Raw genomic sequence first — 16,555 nt, forward strand, 5'->3', positions numbered from 1 at the left:
AATTAATTATTACCTCTCCTTGAAAATGGATAGGATTGACTAAAAGGAAAATTTTTTCTTGTTTCTCCTTTAAACCCTCTCCTTTAAACCTTAATTATTCGGTAATTCGAGAAACAGGGGATAGAAAAAAAGAAAAACAACTTTATCTCACTAATTTGAGAAACGCTATATAAATTATCAGTTATCAGTTATCAGTTGTTAACAAAAATGCTTAAAATCGTTTGGGGTTTGTAGACAGCAAGTGGCCGGTCGTTGACTATCGATAAGTAATTTTCTTTTCAGCCTTCTTCCTTCTTCCTTCTTCCCTCTTCCTTCTTCCTTCTTCAATTATGAACCAAAACATTTCAATGTTGATTAAAGCCTGTAATCATCTAGGCTATGAATATGAAATTCTACATGAATCTGGAAATTTAGTAGTTGTCAAAAATCAAGGTAAATCTCATGTATTTGTGAATTGGGCAACACCACTAAACTCATCATCAGTTACTCATTTATGTCGTGACAAAGAATACTTTTATCAATATTTTAAACCCCATATCAATATTCCCAAAACTAAGGGTTACTTAAATCCTAATTGTAATGAGTTATATTCTAGTTATGTGAAAGATTCTAATGTAGAAGAAATAGCAAATAATATTGAGCAAAACTTTGACTATCCTGTTGTATTGAAAAAAAACAAAGGCTCAAAGGGAAGAAATGTATTTAAGTGTAATGATAGAAGTCAAGTCATAAACTCCCTTGATACAATTTATGATTTAAGCAATTATAAATACGATTATATTGCTATTAGTCAAGAATATATTCATATTCAGAAAGAATTTAGAGCTTTGTTTCTAGAAGGTGATTTACATTGTGTATATGAGAAGAGTATTACTGGAGCAAAATTTGTCGGAAATTTAAGTAGACTACATTGGGAAGGAGCAAAAGCTAAGATTATATTGGATATAGATTTTTTAGAACAAATACAATATTTCTGTAAACCCATATTTCAAAATTGTGAATTAAAATATACGGGATTAGATATAGCTCTAGATACAAATAATAAACTCTGGTTAATTGAAGCGAACTCTGAACCAGGATTTGATTATTTAGTTAGAGACTGCGGGGAAGAATTAGCAATAGAATGGTACAGAAAAACACTACTATTAATATTCTCCCAATCACATTACTCCAAATAATAGTTTAGTAATTTTTAGCTACATTCAAAATTTAAGAGTTAATTTTTGAGATTTGCGACAAACCCTAGTTTTCCTAAATTGATACTTCCAAATTAGGCGTTGCTGAATCAAGGGATGAATCTTTTTTGAACAGGAAAATCTCATCCTTAATACTTCATACTTATTTTTTGTCCAAGCATACAATTCATCCCACAAATATGCAACGTCTCTCCTTCTATTCCTCTTTCTTCTTCTTTCTTCCCTCCTGACTCCTGACTCGGTTCTCCCCCTCCTGGGAGGGGGAGGGGCGAGGGGTGGGTTGACTCCTAAGTAATTAAGGTTAATATCATACACGCGCTTCAGCAACGCCCCAAATTAAGATACTATTGCTTTTGCCTCCTGGAGATATTTAAGATTAACAAAGTTATGAATTATTTTCTTTTATTACCAACCCTTGCCATAGTAAAATAATATTTTAATTTAAATATTTATCCGATCGCCTAATATCAAGTAATACCAAGCATGAAAAAAGAATGTTACGAATAATAGGGGCAATTAAAAGACTTTATCGGAGATTTACCTTGGACTAAAAAGATAAATTCCGACCTAATAAATAGTATAAAAACTATTCATTATGTACGTCGCCAATCCAACACCTCCCCTACCTAACTCCTCAAAAATAACCCATTTATTTGTAGATAATATTTATCAAATTGGTATAACATTAATTAACAGCAATGTAGAGATTTTTCATACAATTCCTCTACGACCAAAAAATAGAGTCTCCACTTTCAAGGGGATAAAAAAGTAAACTTCAGTATTTCCAGCATCTGGCTTCAGTTGGTGATTTTTTTAATAGAATAGATTTGTCTGCTTACTTCTTAGCTATTGCTTTTTCTAGATTCATTACTTCCAGTTTTAATTAGACAATAATAATTTTAACTCTAAATAAGTCATATTTTTACTTTTAATAAGACTATGATAATCCAAAATAATTCACGACAATTTGATTGCTGCAGTTTTTTATATCCCCATATTATCTATTCCTTAAAAGTCTAGAATATCTCAAAACTAAAATTAAGATTGCTATTCTATACTTCAGAAAAAACTTTTTATCGATCGACCAAACAAATGTTAATTTCATCAAAAAAACTTACTACTTTAATCATAATACTTGTACTTACACTTGCCAGTGGATGTTCTCTACTGTTAAAACCTTCTCCTAAAGTTCATATAACTCTAGGAAATCCAAGTAATGCCACAACTTCTATTGAAAATACAGATAATTATTTACTAGAAAAAACTCAATATGTATTGTCATATAACCGGGATAAAGGAACAGCAAATTGGGTAAGTTGGCAACTGAATAAATCTTGGTTAGGAAATGTAGAAAGACAGGATGATTTTCGCCCTGATGATAGTTTACCTGAAGACTGGTATCAGGTCAGACCTAGTGATTATCGAAATACTGGTTATGACCGAGGACATTTAATTCCTTCCGCAGATCGTACTGCTAATGAAGAAGATAATTCAGCCACATTTTTAATGACAAATATAATTCCTCAGAGTCCAGATAATAATCGTGAAACTTGGCGGGGATTAGAACAATATTCTCGTGAACTTGTACAACAAGGAAATGAACTTTATATTATTGCTGGAGGTTACAGAAAAAAAGCAACTATTGCCAAAGGTAAAGTAACTATTCCTAGTCGTACATGGAAAATTATAGTAGTGGTAAAACCTGGTTCTGGTTTGAGGGGAGTTGATAAAAATACTAGAGTAATTACAGTGGATATGCCTAATTCAAATCGGATTAGAAATGACTGGAAAGCTTACCGAGTTTCAGTGGATAAAATTGAAACTGAGACTGGTTATGATTTTCTTTCAAAAGTTCCTAAAGAAATTCAAGATGTAATTGAAAGTAGAGTTGATCGGCAGTAGATAAGTTAAAATTAATAGGTTCAAAATTGACTTGAATAAGCTAGTAGGTTGTAGGTTGTAAATTAAAAAATTTGGTAGTCCTAAATATGTAAGGATATTGATTAATGAATCCTTTCCATTGTCAGGAGGTAAGCTGTAAAATTATTACTTTACCACTACCAAAATTTTCAAGTATATATTATATAGTTTCCAGATAAGTTGTTAAACTAAAGAAGGCAACAGGGAATAAACAAAAATGGTAAAAATATTTCCCTATTCAAGTTTCAATAGAAACTGTAGCTATACCTGCATAATCTCCTGTATTTGTCTTACCAACTATATAAACATCTTTTCTCACCTCACCCACCTTATAAACCTTTAAATCACTCAAATATTGTTTCATCATACTGACAAGTTTTTGATATTTCCTTACCACTTCATATTCTTCTGCGTTATGCCAATCTTTTTCTCTAATTACCAATCTAAAAAAAACTTCAAATTCTATTACTTTAACTGTAGTCTCTAAAGAATGTTTAGTAATTTTCAAAACAATTTCATTATTTAATGAAATTCCCTCTCCAAATTCCCAAATAAAAACTTCAAAAGGATAATCAGATTCACTCATCCATAGTAAATCTTTTACCAGTTCATCTAATTGCTCAAAAATTTCTAAATTAGTTAAAGTCATTTTCATTAATTGATAATGGATAATTGATAATTGCCTCTGGTTAAAACCGTTACGGAATTGAATATAAGGAAATATTATTTCTTTTTTTTCCCTTCAAAGGGTCGGCTTTAAACCAGAATTATTTAATTATTAATTATTCGGTAATTAATACTAAAACTACTAATAAATTTATAGACTATTGAGGTGAAATATCTAATCCTCGTTTACCTCCCCAACTTTCCACAATTTTATCATCATAATCATCAGCAACTTTCAATACTGTTAAAGCCAACTCTTACAGTTAATTATGGTCACAAGTAAAATTAACCGTACTATAATTTCCCATGTCATTTCAGTTATCAGTTATCAGTAAGCTTAATAGCACGATAAAACTCCGTTTTCCTGGCGTGAAAAAAAACTTATCCTGTCTTATTCTTACTTTAGCTTCCTTTCCCTTATGCTCAATTATTCAACTTGGCGTGATAAGTAATTAAGTACAATTAATTATATATTTTATGGTCAGGTTAAATAGATAGGCAAAATGATTTTCATATTTACTGCTCAAGTATACAAGTATATTTTTTTTCCTACTTCCAAGTCCTTAATTAAAAATGTTATTGCACTACACAAATTAGGTTAGGACATTCATCTATATCCTACAACAACTATCTTTTAATATATTTTGATGATTAGGCGATCGCTAAAATAATTGATTTGACTGTTTTTGTATCATGTTTAGCTTTCAAAATCACAAAAATCAACCAATTTTGAAATCAGAAGTCAAGAGTAGAATGTTGTAAATTTTAAATTTTAAATTTTGATTTTTTGCTTACTTTCTAGAGTCTTTCTGACATTTTGAGGCACTCTCAGAATTACCTCCTCGCCCTTGACCAAAAAGTAAGGTCAATAGTCTCCCCTTTTAAGGGGATGAAAAAGCGGTCGAGGGATGGCGTTAGCGGAGCGGGTCTGTAAGAACGGGTTTCCTCGCCATATCCAATCGACCAAGAGAAAATCAACTTCAGTATTTTCTTGCCTCCCTATTCCATGAGGTACTGATAACTGATAACTGAAATGACTTTGCCCGAAGCAATATGAGGTTGTCTAAAATACATTTGTAAACTAATTAAATTATCACCAGTAGAGGAAGCATTTATGGCAATGACTATGGTTGAAAAAATCCTGGCCAAAGCATCAGGAAAATCTACCGTTACCCCAGGAGAAAATATTTGGATCAACGTAGACGTACTAATGACCCACGATGTGTGTGGTCCTGGTACTATTGGCATTTTCAAAAAAGAATTTGGCGAAGATGCCAAAGTTTGGGACCGGGAAAAAATCGTTCTCATCCCAGACCACTATATTTTCACCACCGACAAACGAGCTAACCGTAATGTAGATATCTTACGAGACTTTGCCCAAGAACAAAACATCAAATACTTTTACGACATTACTGATCGCTCAGACTTCAAAGCTAACCCAGACTACAAAGGAGTTTGCCACGTTGCTCTCGCCCAAGAAGGGCACACCCGTCCAGGGGAAGTTTTGTTTGGCACAGACTCCCATACTTGTAATGCAGGTGCTTTTGGACAATTTGCCACAGGTATAGGCAATACTGATGCTGCCTTTATCTTAGGTACTGGCAAACTACTTGTAAAAGTGCCAGCAACTATGCGGTTTGTCTTGAATGGAGAAATGCCGAATTATTTATTAGCAAAAGATTTAATCTTGCAAATTATTGGAGATATTTCTGTTTCCGGCGCTACTTATAGAACAATGGAATTTGCTGGAGAGACGGTGAAACAGATGACAATGGAAGAACGAATGACCCTCTGCAATATGGTCATTGAAGCAGGTGGTAAAAATGGAGTTATCGCTGCCGATGAAACTACTGTTAAATATTTACAAGGTCGAACAGATAAAACATTTGAGTCATTTCAGACAGATGAAAATGCGGCATTTTATAGCGATCGCTCCTACGATGTGACAAAATTAGAACCTGTGGTGGCCAAACCCCACTCTCCAGATAATAAGGAACTTGCTCGTAACTGTAAAGATGTCAAAATTGACCGAGTTTATATTGGTTCTTGTACAGGTGGAAAAACTTCTGATTTTCTTCATGCAGCTAAACTTATTAAGGGTCATCAGGTGAAAGTTCCTACTTATTTAGTACCAGCAACTCAGAAAGTTTATGAGGATTTATTTAACTTAAAACATGATGGAAAAACCCTCTCAGAAATATTTTTAGATGCTGGTTGTATTGAACCTGCTGCTCCCTCTTGTGCTGCTTGTTTAGGCGGACCAAAAGATACATTTGGGCGATTAAATGAACCAGAAATTTGTGTGTCTACAACTAATCGTAATTTCCCTGGTCGAATGGGGAATAAACAGGCACAAGTTTATTTAGCTTCTCCCTATACAGCAGCAGCTTCCGCACTGACTGGATATGTTACCGACCCACGAGAATTTATGTAAATTTGTTGCCAGTTTATCAATAAAAAATTTAGGAGTCAGGAGTCATAATTGAATTATGTATGTAGAAATAAATGAATATATTGTTTAAATTTTTCCAGTAAATCTAATATTGATTGATATTTGATTAGTGGAAATTTACCAACTACAGCATTAATTAATTTTGACTCCTGGCTACTTTCATATTGCTAAGATCGCAAAAGTTTATGATACTTTAATCTCATAACTAAGGCGCTATAGTTAAAAAAATCATCAATTTATCATTCACACTAAAGGAAGTGCCACACAGATAATTTATCTACCATCTTATAACCCAGGCGCTATAGTCGAAAAAAGCATCAATTAATTTATCATCTACATCAGAGCGATCGCCACACAGAAAATTTATCTACCATCTCATAACTCAGACGCTATAATTCAAAACTCTTCAAAAAATGCCAAAAATTTCCCTATTTATGAACTTTTTCCTGATATTTTTCCATTAAACTTACTGAATAATCAAGGTTTAAAGCCTCTTATTTAAAGGAGAAACAAGAAAAAATTTTCCTTTGAGTCCATCCTCTTCTTTTCGAGGGTAGGTAATTATTAATTATTAATTATTAATTGTTGAAGACCAATTTTTCCAAGGATTTTTCGATAAATTAGAATTAGAATATCTCTTATCGTGAGAAACTTCCTCCCCTATCCAATCTGGCAATTCAACTTCTTGATTTTCATTATAAAGTTCAACTTCAGCCACAATTAAACCTTGATTATCTCCAGCAAACTCATCAACTTCCCAAATAAAATTACCATGAGAAACCTTATATCTAACCTTTTCAATTAAGGGCGAACTACACAAAGTATTCAACATCTCTTGAGCATCTTCAACTGGAATAGAATACTCATATTCTGACCGTGAATTACCCACAGAAGGTCCTTTAATAGTTAAATAGCCTTGGTCTCCCGCAATTCTTGCCCTTAATGTTATGCCATCTTCTGTAGACATATAACCTTGACGATAAACTTGCCCAACACCTTGATTACGCCACCCGTTGCCTTTAACTAAAAACTTACGTTCTATTTCTATTGCCATTTTAATATTTAAGAACTTTTGAGAATTAATACAATGATTATTATCATAATGGGAGTTTCTGGTTCTGGTAAATCTACTATTGGAAAATTATTAGCAAAATCTCTAGGTTATGAATTTTATGACGCTGATTCTTTTCACTCCCAAGCTAATATAAAAAAAATGAGTAGTGGTAATCCTTTAAATGATGCAGACCGAATTCCTTGGTTAGTAGAAATGAGAAATGCAATTGAGCAATGGTTAGAGAATAATAAAAATATTATATTAGCCTGTTCTGCTCTGAAAAAAGCTTATCGTCATCTACTGATAAAAGACTCACAAAATATTAAACTTGTCTACTTAAAAGGGTCTTTTGATTTGTTTGCCCAAAGACTAAAGGAACGAGAAAATCATTTTATGAAAGTTGAAATGTTAAGAAGTCAATTTGACGATCTTGAAGAACCAGAAGAAGCGATAATAATAGATATAGATGCTGTAAAATCTCCCGAAGATATTATCAATTATATTAGGAATAGTTTGTAGAAATTTTTATTTATATTAGGTAGTGAAGTCGGGGAAAGGCAGGGGGTAGAGGATAGGAAATTCAGGGATATAGAAAACTATCTAAAAAAAAGTATTTGGAGAGCAAAATTGTTTGAATATTTGCGTAATCATTCTACCTTCAAATATTTGTTTTTTTTCTCCCTGATGGAAAAAGCTTTAAAGTCTTTTTGCAACTTATTTATCCCAAGCTCAAAAAGCTGATAGCTGAATGCTAAAAGCTAATAGCTAGTTAACTTGTCTATCTGTATCTACAGTCAACCCCGATCAAGATATTATTCTATGCAGCTTAGAAATGAATTTGGTACAATTCCTGCCTTGAATAGTCCAGTAAAAGTAGTAATATTATCTTTTCTTTCACGGGTTTAATACCTCACCATCAACGGGAGTGCTTAAAATTATTTGGGGTTTTAATCCCCATGCAATTTTTCCTTCTGCCTTCTGCCTTCTGCCTTCTTCCTTCTTCAATCACCTAAAACCTAACACTTTTCCTTTACTTCAAAAAACGACTTGCCATCCCCATCATATCTGAAATATCAACATCCCCATCTCCATCAGCATCCAAAAAGCTATTTAAAACATTATTAGATGCCTGATTAGGATTTTGAGTGTCATTACCCGTTTTCAATAAATTCAGAATTAGTGGCACTAAAGTAGGCAATAAATTCTGGATTTGTGAGAGGTCAAAACCTGTTTTTTCAGATATACTCTGAACAATTCCAGTAATTTGATTAGCTGAAAATAGAGATTCAACAGCTTGGGGATTAGGATCTGTACCTGCAAACTGATTGATAATTGCTTGAACTGCTCCATTACCAGACTCTTCTCGCTTCTGCTGTAAAGCTGAACGTACATAACCACCCAACATTGACATAGCAACTTGAGTTGCACCAGAATCTCCTCCGAGATTGCCGCTTAGTTGCTGCACTGTACCAAGAATACTGCTCAATTGACTCGTACTAGCTTCTTGATTAGGGTTATTAATAGCACCAACAATTTGATCGAAAAGTCCCATTATTTTTAAACTGTAATAATTTTTGACAACGAGCTTCAGAAAGGCCAATAACCTCTACTGAAGTCGTCTTTAATTATCTATCTTAGTGACCCAAATAGCTACTAAAAAATGCCTCAACTTCATCTACAGTAGGTTGAGCAGACATCGCTCCTTTTTTAGTAGCGCTTAAAGCACCCACCGCACTAGCATAAGTAACAATTTTTTTTGCTACCCCTGGTTGCTGTAGTTGACGAATACCATATTGGCGCAACTGATGTACAAAACCTGCGACAAAGCTATCACCAGCACCAGTAGTATCCACCACATCTATTGAAAAAGCTGGTACTTTCCCTTCATTTTCTGACAAGTAATAAGCACAACCTAGATCGCCAGCAGTTATTAATGTCCCTTCCACTGAATTTAATTGGTAAGTAATTGCAGCAGGTTCGGTAGATTCAAATAACCACTTAGCTTCTTCTATAGAGAGTTTGACAAAATCCACTCTTTTTAGTAAAGAATATATAAGCTCTTTAGCTTCATCTGGATTTGGCCAAAATGAAGGACGCCAGTTGACATCTACCATGATTTTGAGATGGTATTGGTCAGCCAATTCAAGAGCTTGGTAAATTGCTTGTCTAGTTTCAGGGTAAGCTAGTCCAAGGGTTCCTAATATTAAAAAATCACCATTTAAAAATAAAGATTCTGGCAAAAGTTCAGCTTGTAAATGGGTATCAGCAAATTCTGTTGTCTGGCGATCGCCAAAACCAACAAATTCACGTTCCCCTGTTGTAGAGTGTAATACATAAACCTTCCGTGTTGGTGCGTCAGAATTTTGCTGGATACCAGTAGTGTCTACTCCCACTTCTTGCAAAAATTTTACCAGTGTTTTGCCTTCTGTATCTTGACCTACTGCACTAATTAAAGCACTAGGAGTCCCTAGTTTGACTAAACCACAAGCAACATTGGCCAGGGCACCACCAGGGTAGATTGTCCAAGACTGAACTTGATTTAGAGGTATTCCGGGTCTGTCGGCCAAACAATCAAATAAAATTTCACCGAGACAGAGAACATGAAGATGGGTCATATTGATTAGAGTATCTCAAGTTATATATAGGTAGGGAAATTCGGAATATTTTAGTGGTGATTAAAATCTAAGGTATATTTAAAATCAATAATTTTTTTTGAAAAAACATAATTAACTAATTTTATCCTCCCTCAGCTTTTTCATACTTTTCCCACTTATAGATTGTCATTAAGGTGAATTTTGTCAAGATGTCTCTAAAATTATAATTAGGCAGATATACATATATAGACAAAAGTTATGACTGGTTGCGAGTCTCAAACCAAAATATCCCTTTCAGAAAGGGAACTTCAAGTTGTGGAGCTAGTGGCAGATGGGTTGACTAATGAAAAAATCGCCGAGAAGCTAGAAATTAGTAAGCGAACGGTAGATAATCATATCAGTAATATTCTGAGTAAGACTTCAACCCATAATCGAGTAGAACTGGTTCGTTGGGCTTTGCAGTGGGGCAAAGTATGTTTAGATAGTATCAACTGTTGTAATTTACCAGATACAACGGAACAATTGGTAGATCATAGCTTAGAGGGCGATATATTGGGAAGGTAAATATCAAGATGCAGACTGCGAAACAAAAACAACAACGTTATCAAATTAGCTGTCAAGGACTACCACTAGCAGTATATCGAGAAGTAGCAGCTCATTTGCGTCAAGTCGGCAAAGTAGAAGTGGACTTATTTTTTCTTCCTGTCTCAGAACCATTTGACTATGAAAAAAGCCAAATAGGAAGTCTGTGCTTAGAGTATACAGAAGATGCTGAAGATGCTGTCCGTCAAAAAGTAGACCAAATATTGGCCTATTATCAATCTAAATTCGGGCCTTGGGAAGCCAATCAAATTGCAGGTAATGGTGAGGGAGATTAGTCATTGCTCAAATATCAAATATTAGGGACTAATGACTGTCCCCTCTCTCAATTTTTTTAGTAATTATTGTTCTAATATCTGGCATTAAAGTTACTCTATGAATATCAAACAAAAGTCTTAATTTTTACTAATAAACTCTATTTTCAACAATAACAAAAAGAGCTATAGCAATTTCCAAGAAGCGTGAGGTACAAAATTCCTGTGTTTTAGGGAGTAGGGAGTAGGGAATAGAAAAACAACTGTATCTCAGTAACTTGAGAAACGCTATATGTTAGTATGTAGTGATTATTTGTAGTAAATTAGTTATTATGTCTAAATCATAAATTACCTAATTTTATTATTTTTGGCTCTAGTAAATCAGGCTCTACTTCGCTTTGTAACTATCTTGTTCAGCATCCAGATATTTTTATTAGTAAAAAGAAAGAACCTAATTTTTTCTTGTATGATGAAGGTAGCATTATAACTAATCAAAAAGGAAAGATTACAGTTTATACTATAGATTGGTACAAGTATTGGTTTAGAAAACCACAAGAGAAAGCTATTGGATAAGCTTCTGTATCTTACATAGCTAATGAACAAGCTCCTATTAGTAATTAAATCAAGATTACCTGATGTTAAATTAATTGCTTTATTACGCGATCCTGTGTCTCGTGTCTATTCTGATTATTTATTTAATCAAAGAAACAATAAACACGAAGGTGAAAAATCTTTGTTAAAAGCAATAGAAGCTGACCAAAAGCAAGGATATCCCGAGCAATATTTTGAAAAAGGGTTGTACTACTATTACCTAAAAAAATATTTTGATATATTTGACCTTCAAAATATTAAACTTTTTTTATTTGAAGATTTTACCTCAGATTCTCTAAAGGTTGTCAAGGATATATTTACATTTTTAAATGTAGACAGTAGCTTTGTACCTCAAAGATGCTTCTTCAGGAATCCCAAAAAATAAGACTATTTATAATTTTATTTATAAAGATAATTTCCTTAGAAAAGCTTTACGTCCAATTATGAGAACTTTATTTCCTAACCGTGAAAAAAGAAGAGCATTGTGGACAAATCTAATAAGTCGAAATTTATCTCGGCCTCCTCTACCCTCAGAAATGAGAAAAGTCATATTCGAGATGTATAAACCTGATATCATAAAATTACAAAAACTAATAGACCGAGATTTGTCAAAATGGTTGTCTTAATTTAAGCAATTGTAAGTAATACTTTTACCAATTATTCATTAAGTAGAACATAGTAATTTTTGGGCACTATGTATCAAATTGTAAATTAGCTCAAAAGTTTATATTAATTGCTTTTAGGAGTTTTTTGATTAAAAATGCAACGTCTTTTTTTTGCCTGCTCTATTTATCTATTAGTAATTATTGAATACTATATTGCTCCTACACTAGCTTTGTTTAGAATTGACTGATATCGAGAGATAAGCAGAATTATTATAATTCTCAATTAATTAACTATTGAAACATCAGAGATGTTACTATGCCACCAATACCATCTTATTTAATCCCTCTAGTAATTGTTTTAGTAATTGTTCCATCTGTAGTTGCTATATTATTAAGAATAATACTTCATTTTGACTTAGTAAATCAAGGAAATAAAGTTAGAAGACTAATTAATCAGCAGTCAGTAAATAAGCCAAGATTTATCGAATATTTAGAGGGCAGATTTACAGATGCAAGTAGTAAACTAGAGCAAGTTAATACAGGAGCATTAATAGACCAAGTTTATAGTAGACAAAGATTATTTGGATTAATATCTTATGAACAAATAGAATATTTCTGTCGAATTTTACCTAATCTACTGGTGTCTTTTGGATTATTAGGTACTTTTATCGGCATTACCATTAACTTGACTTCTTTAAGTCAAACAGTTAGTGATACTAATGCTACTGATGTTAGTAGTTTGCTCAGGGAATTACAAGTACCATTACAAGGCATGGGAATTGCCTTTACTAGCAGCTTAGTAGCAATATTATTTAGTGCAGTAGTTACATCAGTTAATTTCATTTTTAATACTAGCCTTGCCAAAACTAGATTAATCAGTTCAATAGAAGACTATTTAGATAACATTTACTTACAAACAATAGAAGGTCAAACTCAGCTTGATAAAGTAGTAAAAGCTGTTGCTTATTCTTTTGAAGGATTTTTAACAAGATTTGGTCAAACAGTCAGAGTAGGAGTAGAGTCAGCTCTGCAAGATAAAATTCAAGAAATTCATAATGCTAATACTACTACCAGTAAATTAGCAGAACAGACTTTTGTGCGATTAGGAGAAGCTGCTGCTACAGTGGCAAAAAGTTCTAAAGATTTTCAGATAGCAGGGGATAGATTTCTAGAAATAGCACAGATATTTGAACATAGTCAATTTCCGCAAAAGTTAGCTAATTCAACAGCACAATTAGCCAATATTCAAAGTAATTTTTCTCAATCAACTTCGACTCTAGCTACTGCTGTTCAAGCAATAGAAATAGTAGTAATTGAACTACAGGGATATAGTAAGAGACTAGCAAAATTTGGAGAACAAATTACCAGTAATAATCAAACTTCATTAAAACTATTAGAATCTCATCAAAGTAATCAAAAATCTTTGGCTGAGATGATTCGACAATTACAAGAAGCATCACAAGGTTTTCAATTAGCGGTGGGAACTCTGGATAGTTTACAAAGAAGAGTAGTATCTAAAGCAGATAATTTAGATGAAGTACAAATTCAACTAAAAACTTTAGCAAATGCCTTGAATAATTCTACAGATGGTATTAGTCAGAGCATTAAATCTTTAGGAGACCAAATAGGAAAAGGTATGAGTAATCAAGCTAATCTGAATAATTCCCATTTAAGCGTCATCGCCACAAATTTACAGGAATATATCAATCAAATGCAAGAAACTAAAAATGAAATTTATCGGTTGACACATACTATCGATAAATTAGCAAATAAATAGGTGTGACAGCTCGCTGCTTCAAACCTTCTCTTGGGAAGCTCAAGACTTTTAAGTACCCCTTTTTTTTACCGAATAATTAAGGTTTAAAGCCTCTCCTTTAAAGGAGAAACAAGAAAAAAATTTTCCTTTTATTCAATCCTCTTCCTTTTAGGGAGAGGTAATTATCAATTATCCATTATCAATTATCAATTATTGAAATAAGTTATCTACAAATAGAACTATTGCCAAAGTAAAAAATAAATCTTTTTTTATCATTTTCTTTGTGGGTTTAATACCCCACCGTCAACGGGGGTGTTCACGCATTACTTGGGGGAGCGAATCCCCATGTAATTTTCCTCCTGTCTCCTGTCTCCTGTCTCCTGTCTCCTTCTTCAACCCTTGTTTATTAAGCATCTCTATAGATTAGACATCTCCAGAAAAGAGGCAACAGGCAATAGCTCATCTGGCAACAGGGAGAAATAATTGATAATTGGTGGTGGTGCATATAATAGTAAAGGAACTGTGGGGAGATGGGGACTCACCCCTCGCCCCTCCCCCTCCCAGGAGGGGAATTTGGGGAGATGGGGGGAGTGTGGGAGTGTGGGAAAAATTAAAAAATATATATCCTCACCAAAACCCATGCAGGACTACCTGATAATTTATGGATAAGAATTGATTTGATTTTTGATTTTTACCAGATGTCTATTTATGTTTTCTGCTATGTTTTCCCTGTTCTCTGTTCCCTGCTCCCTCACAGGAGTGTGCATTCCCTCTCTTTGTCGATGGTCGGACAGCGAGGAGACCCACCCTTGACAGAGTCGCTGCCTCTTTCCTCCGGAAGAGGAGCTTTCCTATGGTCATGCTGCGCAAACGCTAACACTTTATATGTTGCGGAGCAAAACGCCATCCCTCGACCGCTTGCAACTGTAGTCGTCGCGGGGTCGCACTGCTGTTCCCTGCTCCCGACTTTTGCCAGGAGTCTAATATATTTAATAATTTGATTATTAATAGGAATTAAAATAATTATGCGTCATCGTTCACGACTTGTTGAAGATAATCGCGACCTAGAAATTTGGCCGGCATTTACAGACTTAATGTCTAACTCTTTTATGATATTAAGTTTATTATTGCTATTAGCTATTATTAAATCTCTGTTTATAGAGTCAATTTCTGATGCCAACGAAAATCGCGCCCTACAACTGCAACAAGAAATTACTAATTTACAAAATCAAATTCAACAAAAGACTGGTGAAGTAACAGGATTACAAGGACAAATTGGTAACTTACAAAATCAAGTAACAAAATTACAAGGATTAGTAACTACCTCTGAAAATGAACTAGAGCAAAAGTCAAATAGAGTCACACAACTAGAAACAGAAATTGAAAAATTGAAGTCTCCACCTGTAATAGTAATTAGAGATTCTAAGTCTCGAAGATTTGAATCAGGAAGTGCGGAAATATCGGGAGATTTAAAAAGTTTTATTGAGGGAGATTTAATCAAACAAATAGAGGATTTTGCTAAGGAATATAAAGGTTATGTTGTTGAAGTAATAGGTCATACTGATGGTCAAGTAAATCAGAGAAGTGGAAGTAATTTAGATACTCAGTTAGAACAAGTTGCTAAGGGTAATGAATCTGTTAATAGTTTAGTACCAGGTTCAAATGCAGATTTAGGTTTGATGCGTGCTTTATCTGTTGTACAAGAACTTCAAAAAAACCCTCGTTTGAAAGAATTGGGGTTAAAATTTCGAGCTTATTCTGCAGCACAATTATATAACCCTGGGGGAGATTTTGCGGGGGCAAATCGTAATCCAAATCAGAGCAGACGTCGGATAGAAGTTCGGTTTACTCCTAGTGCGGTTGAGAGGTAGGTTAAAGTTGAAAGCAAGATTTTTAGCACAGATGTAATTGTAGATTTATGAACACGGAACCAAAACCGATGTATGAATGGAGGGACATCAACTGGCGAAAATTGGATAAGTTTACCGAATATAGTGGCATTAATCCTAAGGACTCGTGCAAAAATAACCTGAACAGTTTTTTTGATAGAAGCTATATTTCACAATTTATCCCAGATAAAATTTGTACAACTTATTTTTACATGGCTCCTAAGTTTGAAATTAAAATATACAATTGAGAATAATATAAATACTGCTAAAATTATTATGGCAAAATTTTGTTTGCAAGCTCCCTTTAAACCTACTGGTGACCAACCTGGAGCGATCGCTCAATTAACTGTTAATATTCAAGCTGGACATAAATTTCAAACATTACTAGGAGCTACAGGTACTGGTAAAACTTTTTCCATAGCTTCTGTCATAGAAAAAGCAGGCAGACCGACATTAGTTTTAGCTCATAATAAAACTTTAGCGGCTCAATTGTGTAATGAGTTGCGTGATTTTTTCCCTGATAATTCTGTGGAATATTTTATTAGTTATTACGATTATTATCAGCCGGAAGCTTATCTGCCAGTAGATTTGGTTCTTGTTCCAGCAAGTCATTAATCAGAGAATAGGCAAAATTTGGGGCCTAGCTATGGGTGATTCTGTATTTATCGATTAAATCCGGGTGTGGTCAAAAGTAGTTGATAGAGCAGAGGATAAATTTTGTCCAAACCCTGCGTTTTGTGGTTGGCTTTCTCAGCAACTTGGATCTAACAGCGTTCCGTTATAATTCCGCGTACTAACGCCGCAAAACAGTTCTACATACTAATATGTTGTCTGAAACATGTATTCCCACCATTATACCGTTGTCATTACAAACATGTCTGCCATCTCGCTGCGTACCATAGTCTAAAAAGGGCTGACTGAGGACTAGTGCAGGATGGCAGAAATAAGTGACCAGTAGGAGCAATGCCCTCTTCCTGA

The 16,555-nt window shown here is 34.0% G+C and carries 15 protein-coding genes and 1 pseudogene; 11 read left to right on the top strand and 5 right to left on the bottom strand.

The window, feature by feature from the left end; translation table 11 throughout:
- The first annotated feature begins 329 nt into the window (after window positions 1-329).
- Window positions 330-1,178, top strand: a complete 849-nt coding sequence (locus D5R40_RS14335) for an ATP-grasp domain-containing protein (protein ID WP_124143792.1) — start codon at window positions 330-332, stop codon at window positions 1,176-1,178.
- 24 nt (window positions 1,179-1,202) lie between these two features.
- On the opposite strand, the gene D5R40_RS35230 is transcribed toward D5R40_RS14335, so the two are convergent.
- Window positions 1,203-1,523 (bottom strand): hypothetical protein, encoded by a 321-nt coding sequence (locus tag D5R40_RS35230; protein WP_124143791.1) that lies wholly within the window; start codon window positions 1,521-1,523, stop codon window positions 1,203-1,205.
- 717 nt (window positions 1,524-2,240) lie between these two features.
- Here D5R40_RS35230 and D5R40_RS14345 point away from each other — a divergent pair.
- The gene (locus D5R40_RS14345) at window positions 2,241-3,098 is read left to right on the top strand and encodes a DNA/RNA non-specific endonuclease (RefSeq protein ID WP_240041595.1); all 858 of its coding nucleotides are present in this window, start codon (window positions 2,241-2,243) and stop codon (window positions 3,096-3,098) included.
- Window positions 3,099-3,354: 256 nt separating this feature from the next.
- On the opposite strand, the gene D5R40_RS14350 is transcribed toward D5R40_RS14345, so the two are convergent.
- Window positions 3,355-3,765, bottom strand: coding sequence for a nuclease A inhibitor family protein (locus D5R40_RS14350; RefSeq protein ID WP_161564376.1), 411 nt, complete (start codon window positions 3,763-3,765; stop codon window positions 3,355-3,357).
- A 1,131-nt stretch (window positions 3,766-4,896) separates the two neighbouring features.
- On the opposite strand from D5R40_RS14350, the gene D5R40_RS14355 reads away from it, so the two are divergent.
- Window positions 4,897-6,216, top strand: a complete 1,320-nt coding sequence (locus D5R40_RS14355) for a 3-isopropylmalate dehydratase large subunit (protein WP_124143788.1) — start codon at window positions 4,897-4,899, stop codon at window positions 6,214-6,216.
- A gap of 589 nt (window positions 6,217-6,805) precedes the next feature.
- Here the strand turns inward: D5R40_RS14355 and D5R40_RS14360 are convergent.
- Window positions 6,806-7,288 (bottom strand): CYTH domain-containing protein, encoded by a 483-nt coding sequence (locus D5R40_RS14360; RefSeq protein ID WP_124143787.1) that lies wholly within the window; start codon window positions 7,286-7,288, stop codon window positions 6,806-6,808.
- Between the two features lie 33 nt (window positions 7,289-7,321).
- Between D5R40_RS14360 and D5R40_RS14365 the strand changes: the two genes are divergently transcribed.
- Window positions 7,322-7,807: a gluconokinase gene (locus D5R40_RS14365; protein ID WP_124143786.1), complete on the top strand. Its 486-nt coding sequence runs from the start codon at window positions 7,322-7,324 to the stop codon at window positions 7,805-7,807.
- Window positions 7,808-8,318: 511 nt separating this feature from the next.
- Here D5R40_RS14365 and D5R40_RS14370 read toward each other — a convergent pair.
- Entirely contained in the window at window positions 8,319-8,840 is a 522-nt protein-coding gene (locus tag D5R40_RS14370) for a DUF937 domain-containing protein (protein WP_124143785.1), read from the bottom strand.
- An 82-nt stretch (window positions 8,841-8,922) separates the two neighbouring features.
- A complete protein-coding gene (locus tag D5R40_RS14375) occupies window positions 8,923-9,903 on the bottom strand; it encodes a carbohydrate kinase family protein (RefSeq protein WP_124154797.1) in 981 nt (326 codons plus the stop codon).
- 237 nt (window positions 9,904-10,140) lie between these two features.
- On the opposite strand from D5R40_RS14375, the gene pedR reads away from it, so the two are divergent.
- The 7 genes and pseudogenes from pedR to D5R40_RS14410 form a co-directional block, all read left to right on the top strand.
- A complete protein-coding gene (gene pedR, locus D5R40_RS14380; protein WP_124154798.1) occupies window positions 10,141-10,446 on the top strand; it encodes a photosynthetic electron transport-dependent transcriptional regulator PedR in 306 nt (101 codons plus the stop codon).
- A gap of 8 nt (window positions 10,447-10,454) precedes the next feature.
- Entirely contained in the window at window positions 10,455-10,760 is a 306-nt protein-coding gene (locus D5R40_RS14385; RefSeq protein WP_124154799.1) for a hypothetical protein, read from the top strand.
- 571 nt (window positions 10,761-11,331) lie between these two features.
- Complete coding sequence (locus tag D5R40_RS14390) at window positions 11,332-11,712, top strand: sulfotransferase domain-containing protein (protein WP_124154800.1); 381 nt, start codon at window positions 11,332-11,334, stop codon at window positions 11,710-11,712.
- Window positions 11,713-11,770: 58 nt separating this feature from the next.
- Entirely contained in the window at window positions 11,771-11,953 is a 183-nt protein-coding gene (locus D5R40_RS35235) for a hypothetical protein (protein ID WP_124154801.1), read from the top strand.
- 295 nt (window positions 11,954-12,248) lie between these two features.
- The gene (locus tag D5R40_RS14400) at window positions 12,249-13,709 is read left to right on the top strand and encodes a hypothetical protein (RefSeq protein ID WP_124154802.1); all 1,461 of its coding nucleotides are present in this window, start codon (window positions 12,249-12,251) and stop codon (window positions 13,707-13,709) included.
- Window positions 13,710-14,713: 1,004 nt separating this feature from the next.
- On the top strand, window positions 14,714-15,559 hold the full coding sequence (locus D5R40_RS14405) for an OmpA family protein (protein ID WP_124143778.1): 846 nt from the start codon (window positions 14,714-14,716) through the stop codon (window positions 15,557-15,559).
- A gap of 294 nt (window positions 15,560-15,853) precedes the next feature.
- Window positions 15,854-16,162, top strand: a pseudogene (locus tag D5R40_RS14410) (DEAD/DEAH box helicase family protein); the annotation flags it as partial.
- Between the last annotated feature and the right edge of the window lie 393 nt (window positions 16,163-16,555).

This window comes from Okeania hirsuta, assembly GCF_003838195.1.
In the GTDB taxonomy this organism is placed as follows: Bacteria; Cyanobacteriota; Cyanobacteriia; order Cyanobacteriales; family Microcoleaceae; genus Okeania; species Okeania hirsuta.

Coding starts and splice junctions, on each gene's coding strand:
- D5R40_RS14375 (WP_124154797.1), bottom strand. CDS start 9,903: ATGACCCATCTTCATGTTCTCTGTCTCGGTGAAATTTTATTTGATTGT.
- D5R40_RS14335 (WP_124143792.1), top strand. CDS start 330: ATGAACCAAAACATTTCAATGTTGATTAAAGCCTGTAATCATCTAGGC.
- D5R40_RS14405 (WP_124143778.1), top strand. CDS start 14,714: ATGCGTCATCGTTCACGACTTGTTGAAGATAATCGCGACCTAGAAATT.
- D5R40_RS14350 (WP_161564376.1), bottom strand. CDS start 3,765: ATGACTTTAACTAATTTAGAAATTTTTGAGCAATTAGATGAACTGGTA.
- D5R40_RS14360 (WP_124143787.1), bottom strand. CDS start 7,288: ATGGCAATAGAAATAGAACGTAAGTTTTTAGTTAAAGGCAACGGGTGG.
- D5R40_RS14390 (WP_124154800.1), top strand. CDS start 11,332: ATGAACAAGCTCCTATTAGTAATTAAATCAAGATTACCTGATGTTAAA.
- pedR (WP_124154798.1), top strand. CDS start 10,141: ATGACTGGTTGCGAGTCTCAAACCAAAATATCCCTTTCAGAAAGGGAA.
- D5R40_RS35235 (WP_124154801.1), top strand. CDS start 11,771: ATGAGAACTTTATTTCCTAACCGTGAAAAAAGAAGAGCATTGTGGACA.
- D5R40_RS14385 (WP_124154799.1), top strand. CDS start 10,455: ATGCAGACTGCGAAACAAAAACAACAACGTTATCAAATTAGCTGTCAA.
- D5R40_RS14355 (WP_124143788.1), top strand. CDS start 4,897: ATGGCAATGACTATGGTTGAAAAAATCCTGGCCAAAGCATCAGGAAAA.
- D5R40_RS14400 (WP_124154802.1), top strand. CDS start 12,249: ATGCCACCAATACCATCTTATTTAATCCCTCTAGTAATTGTTTTAGTA.
- D5R40_RS14365 (WP_124143786.1), top strand. CDS start 7,322: ATGATTATTATCATAATGGGAGTTTCTGGTTCTGGTAAATCTACTATT.
- D5R40_RS14370 (WP_124143785.1), bottom strand. CDS start 8,840: ATGGGACTTTTCGATCAAATTGTTGGTGCTATTAATAACCCTAATCAA.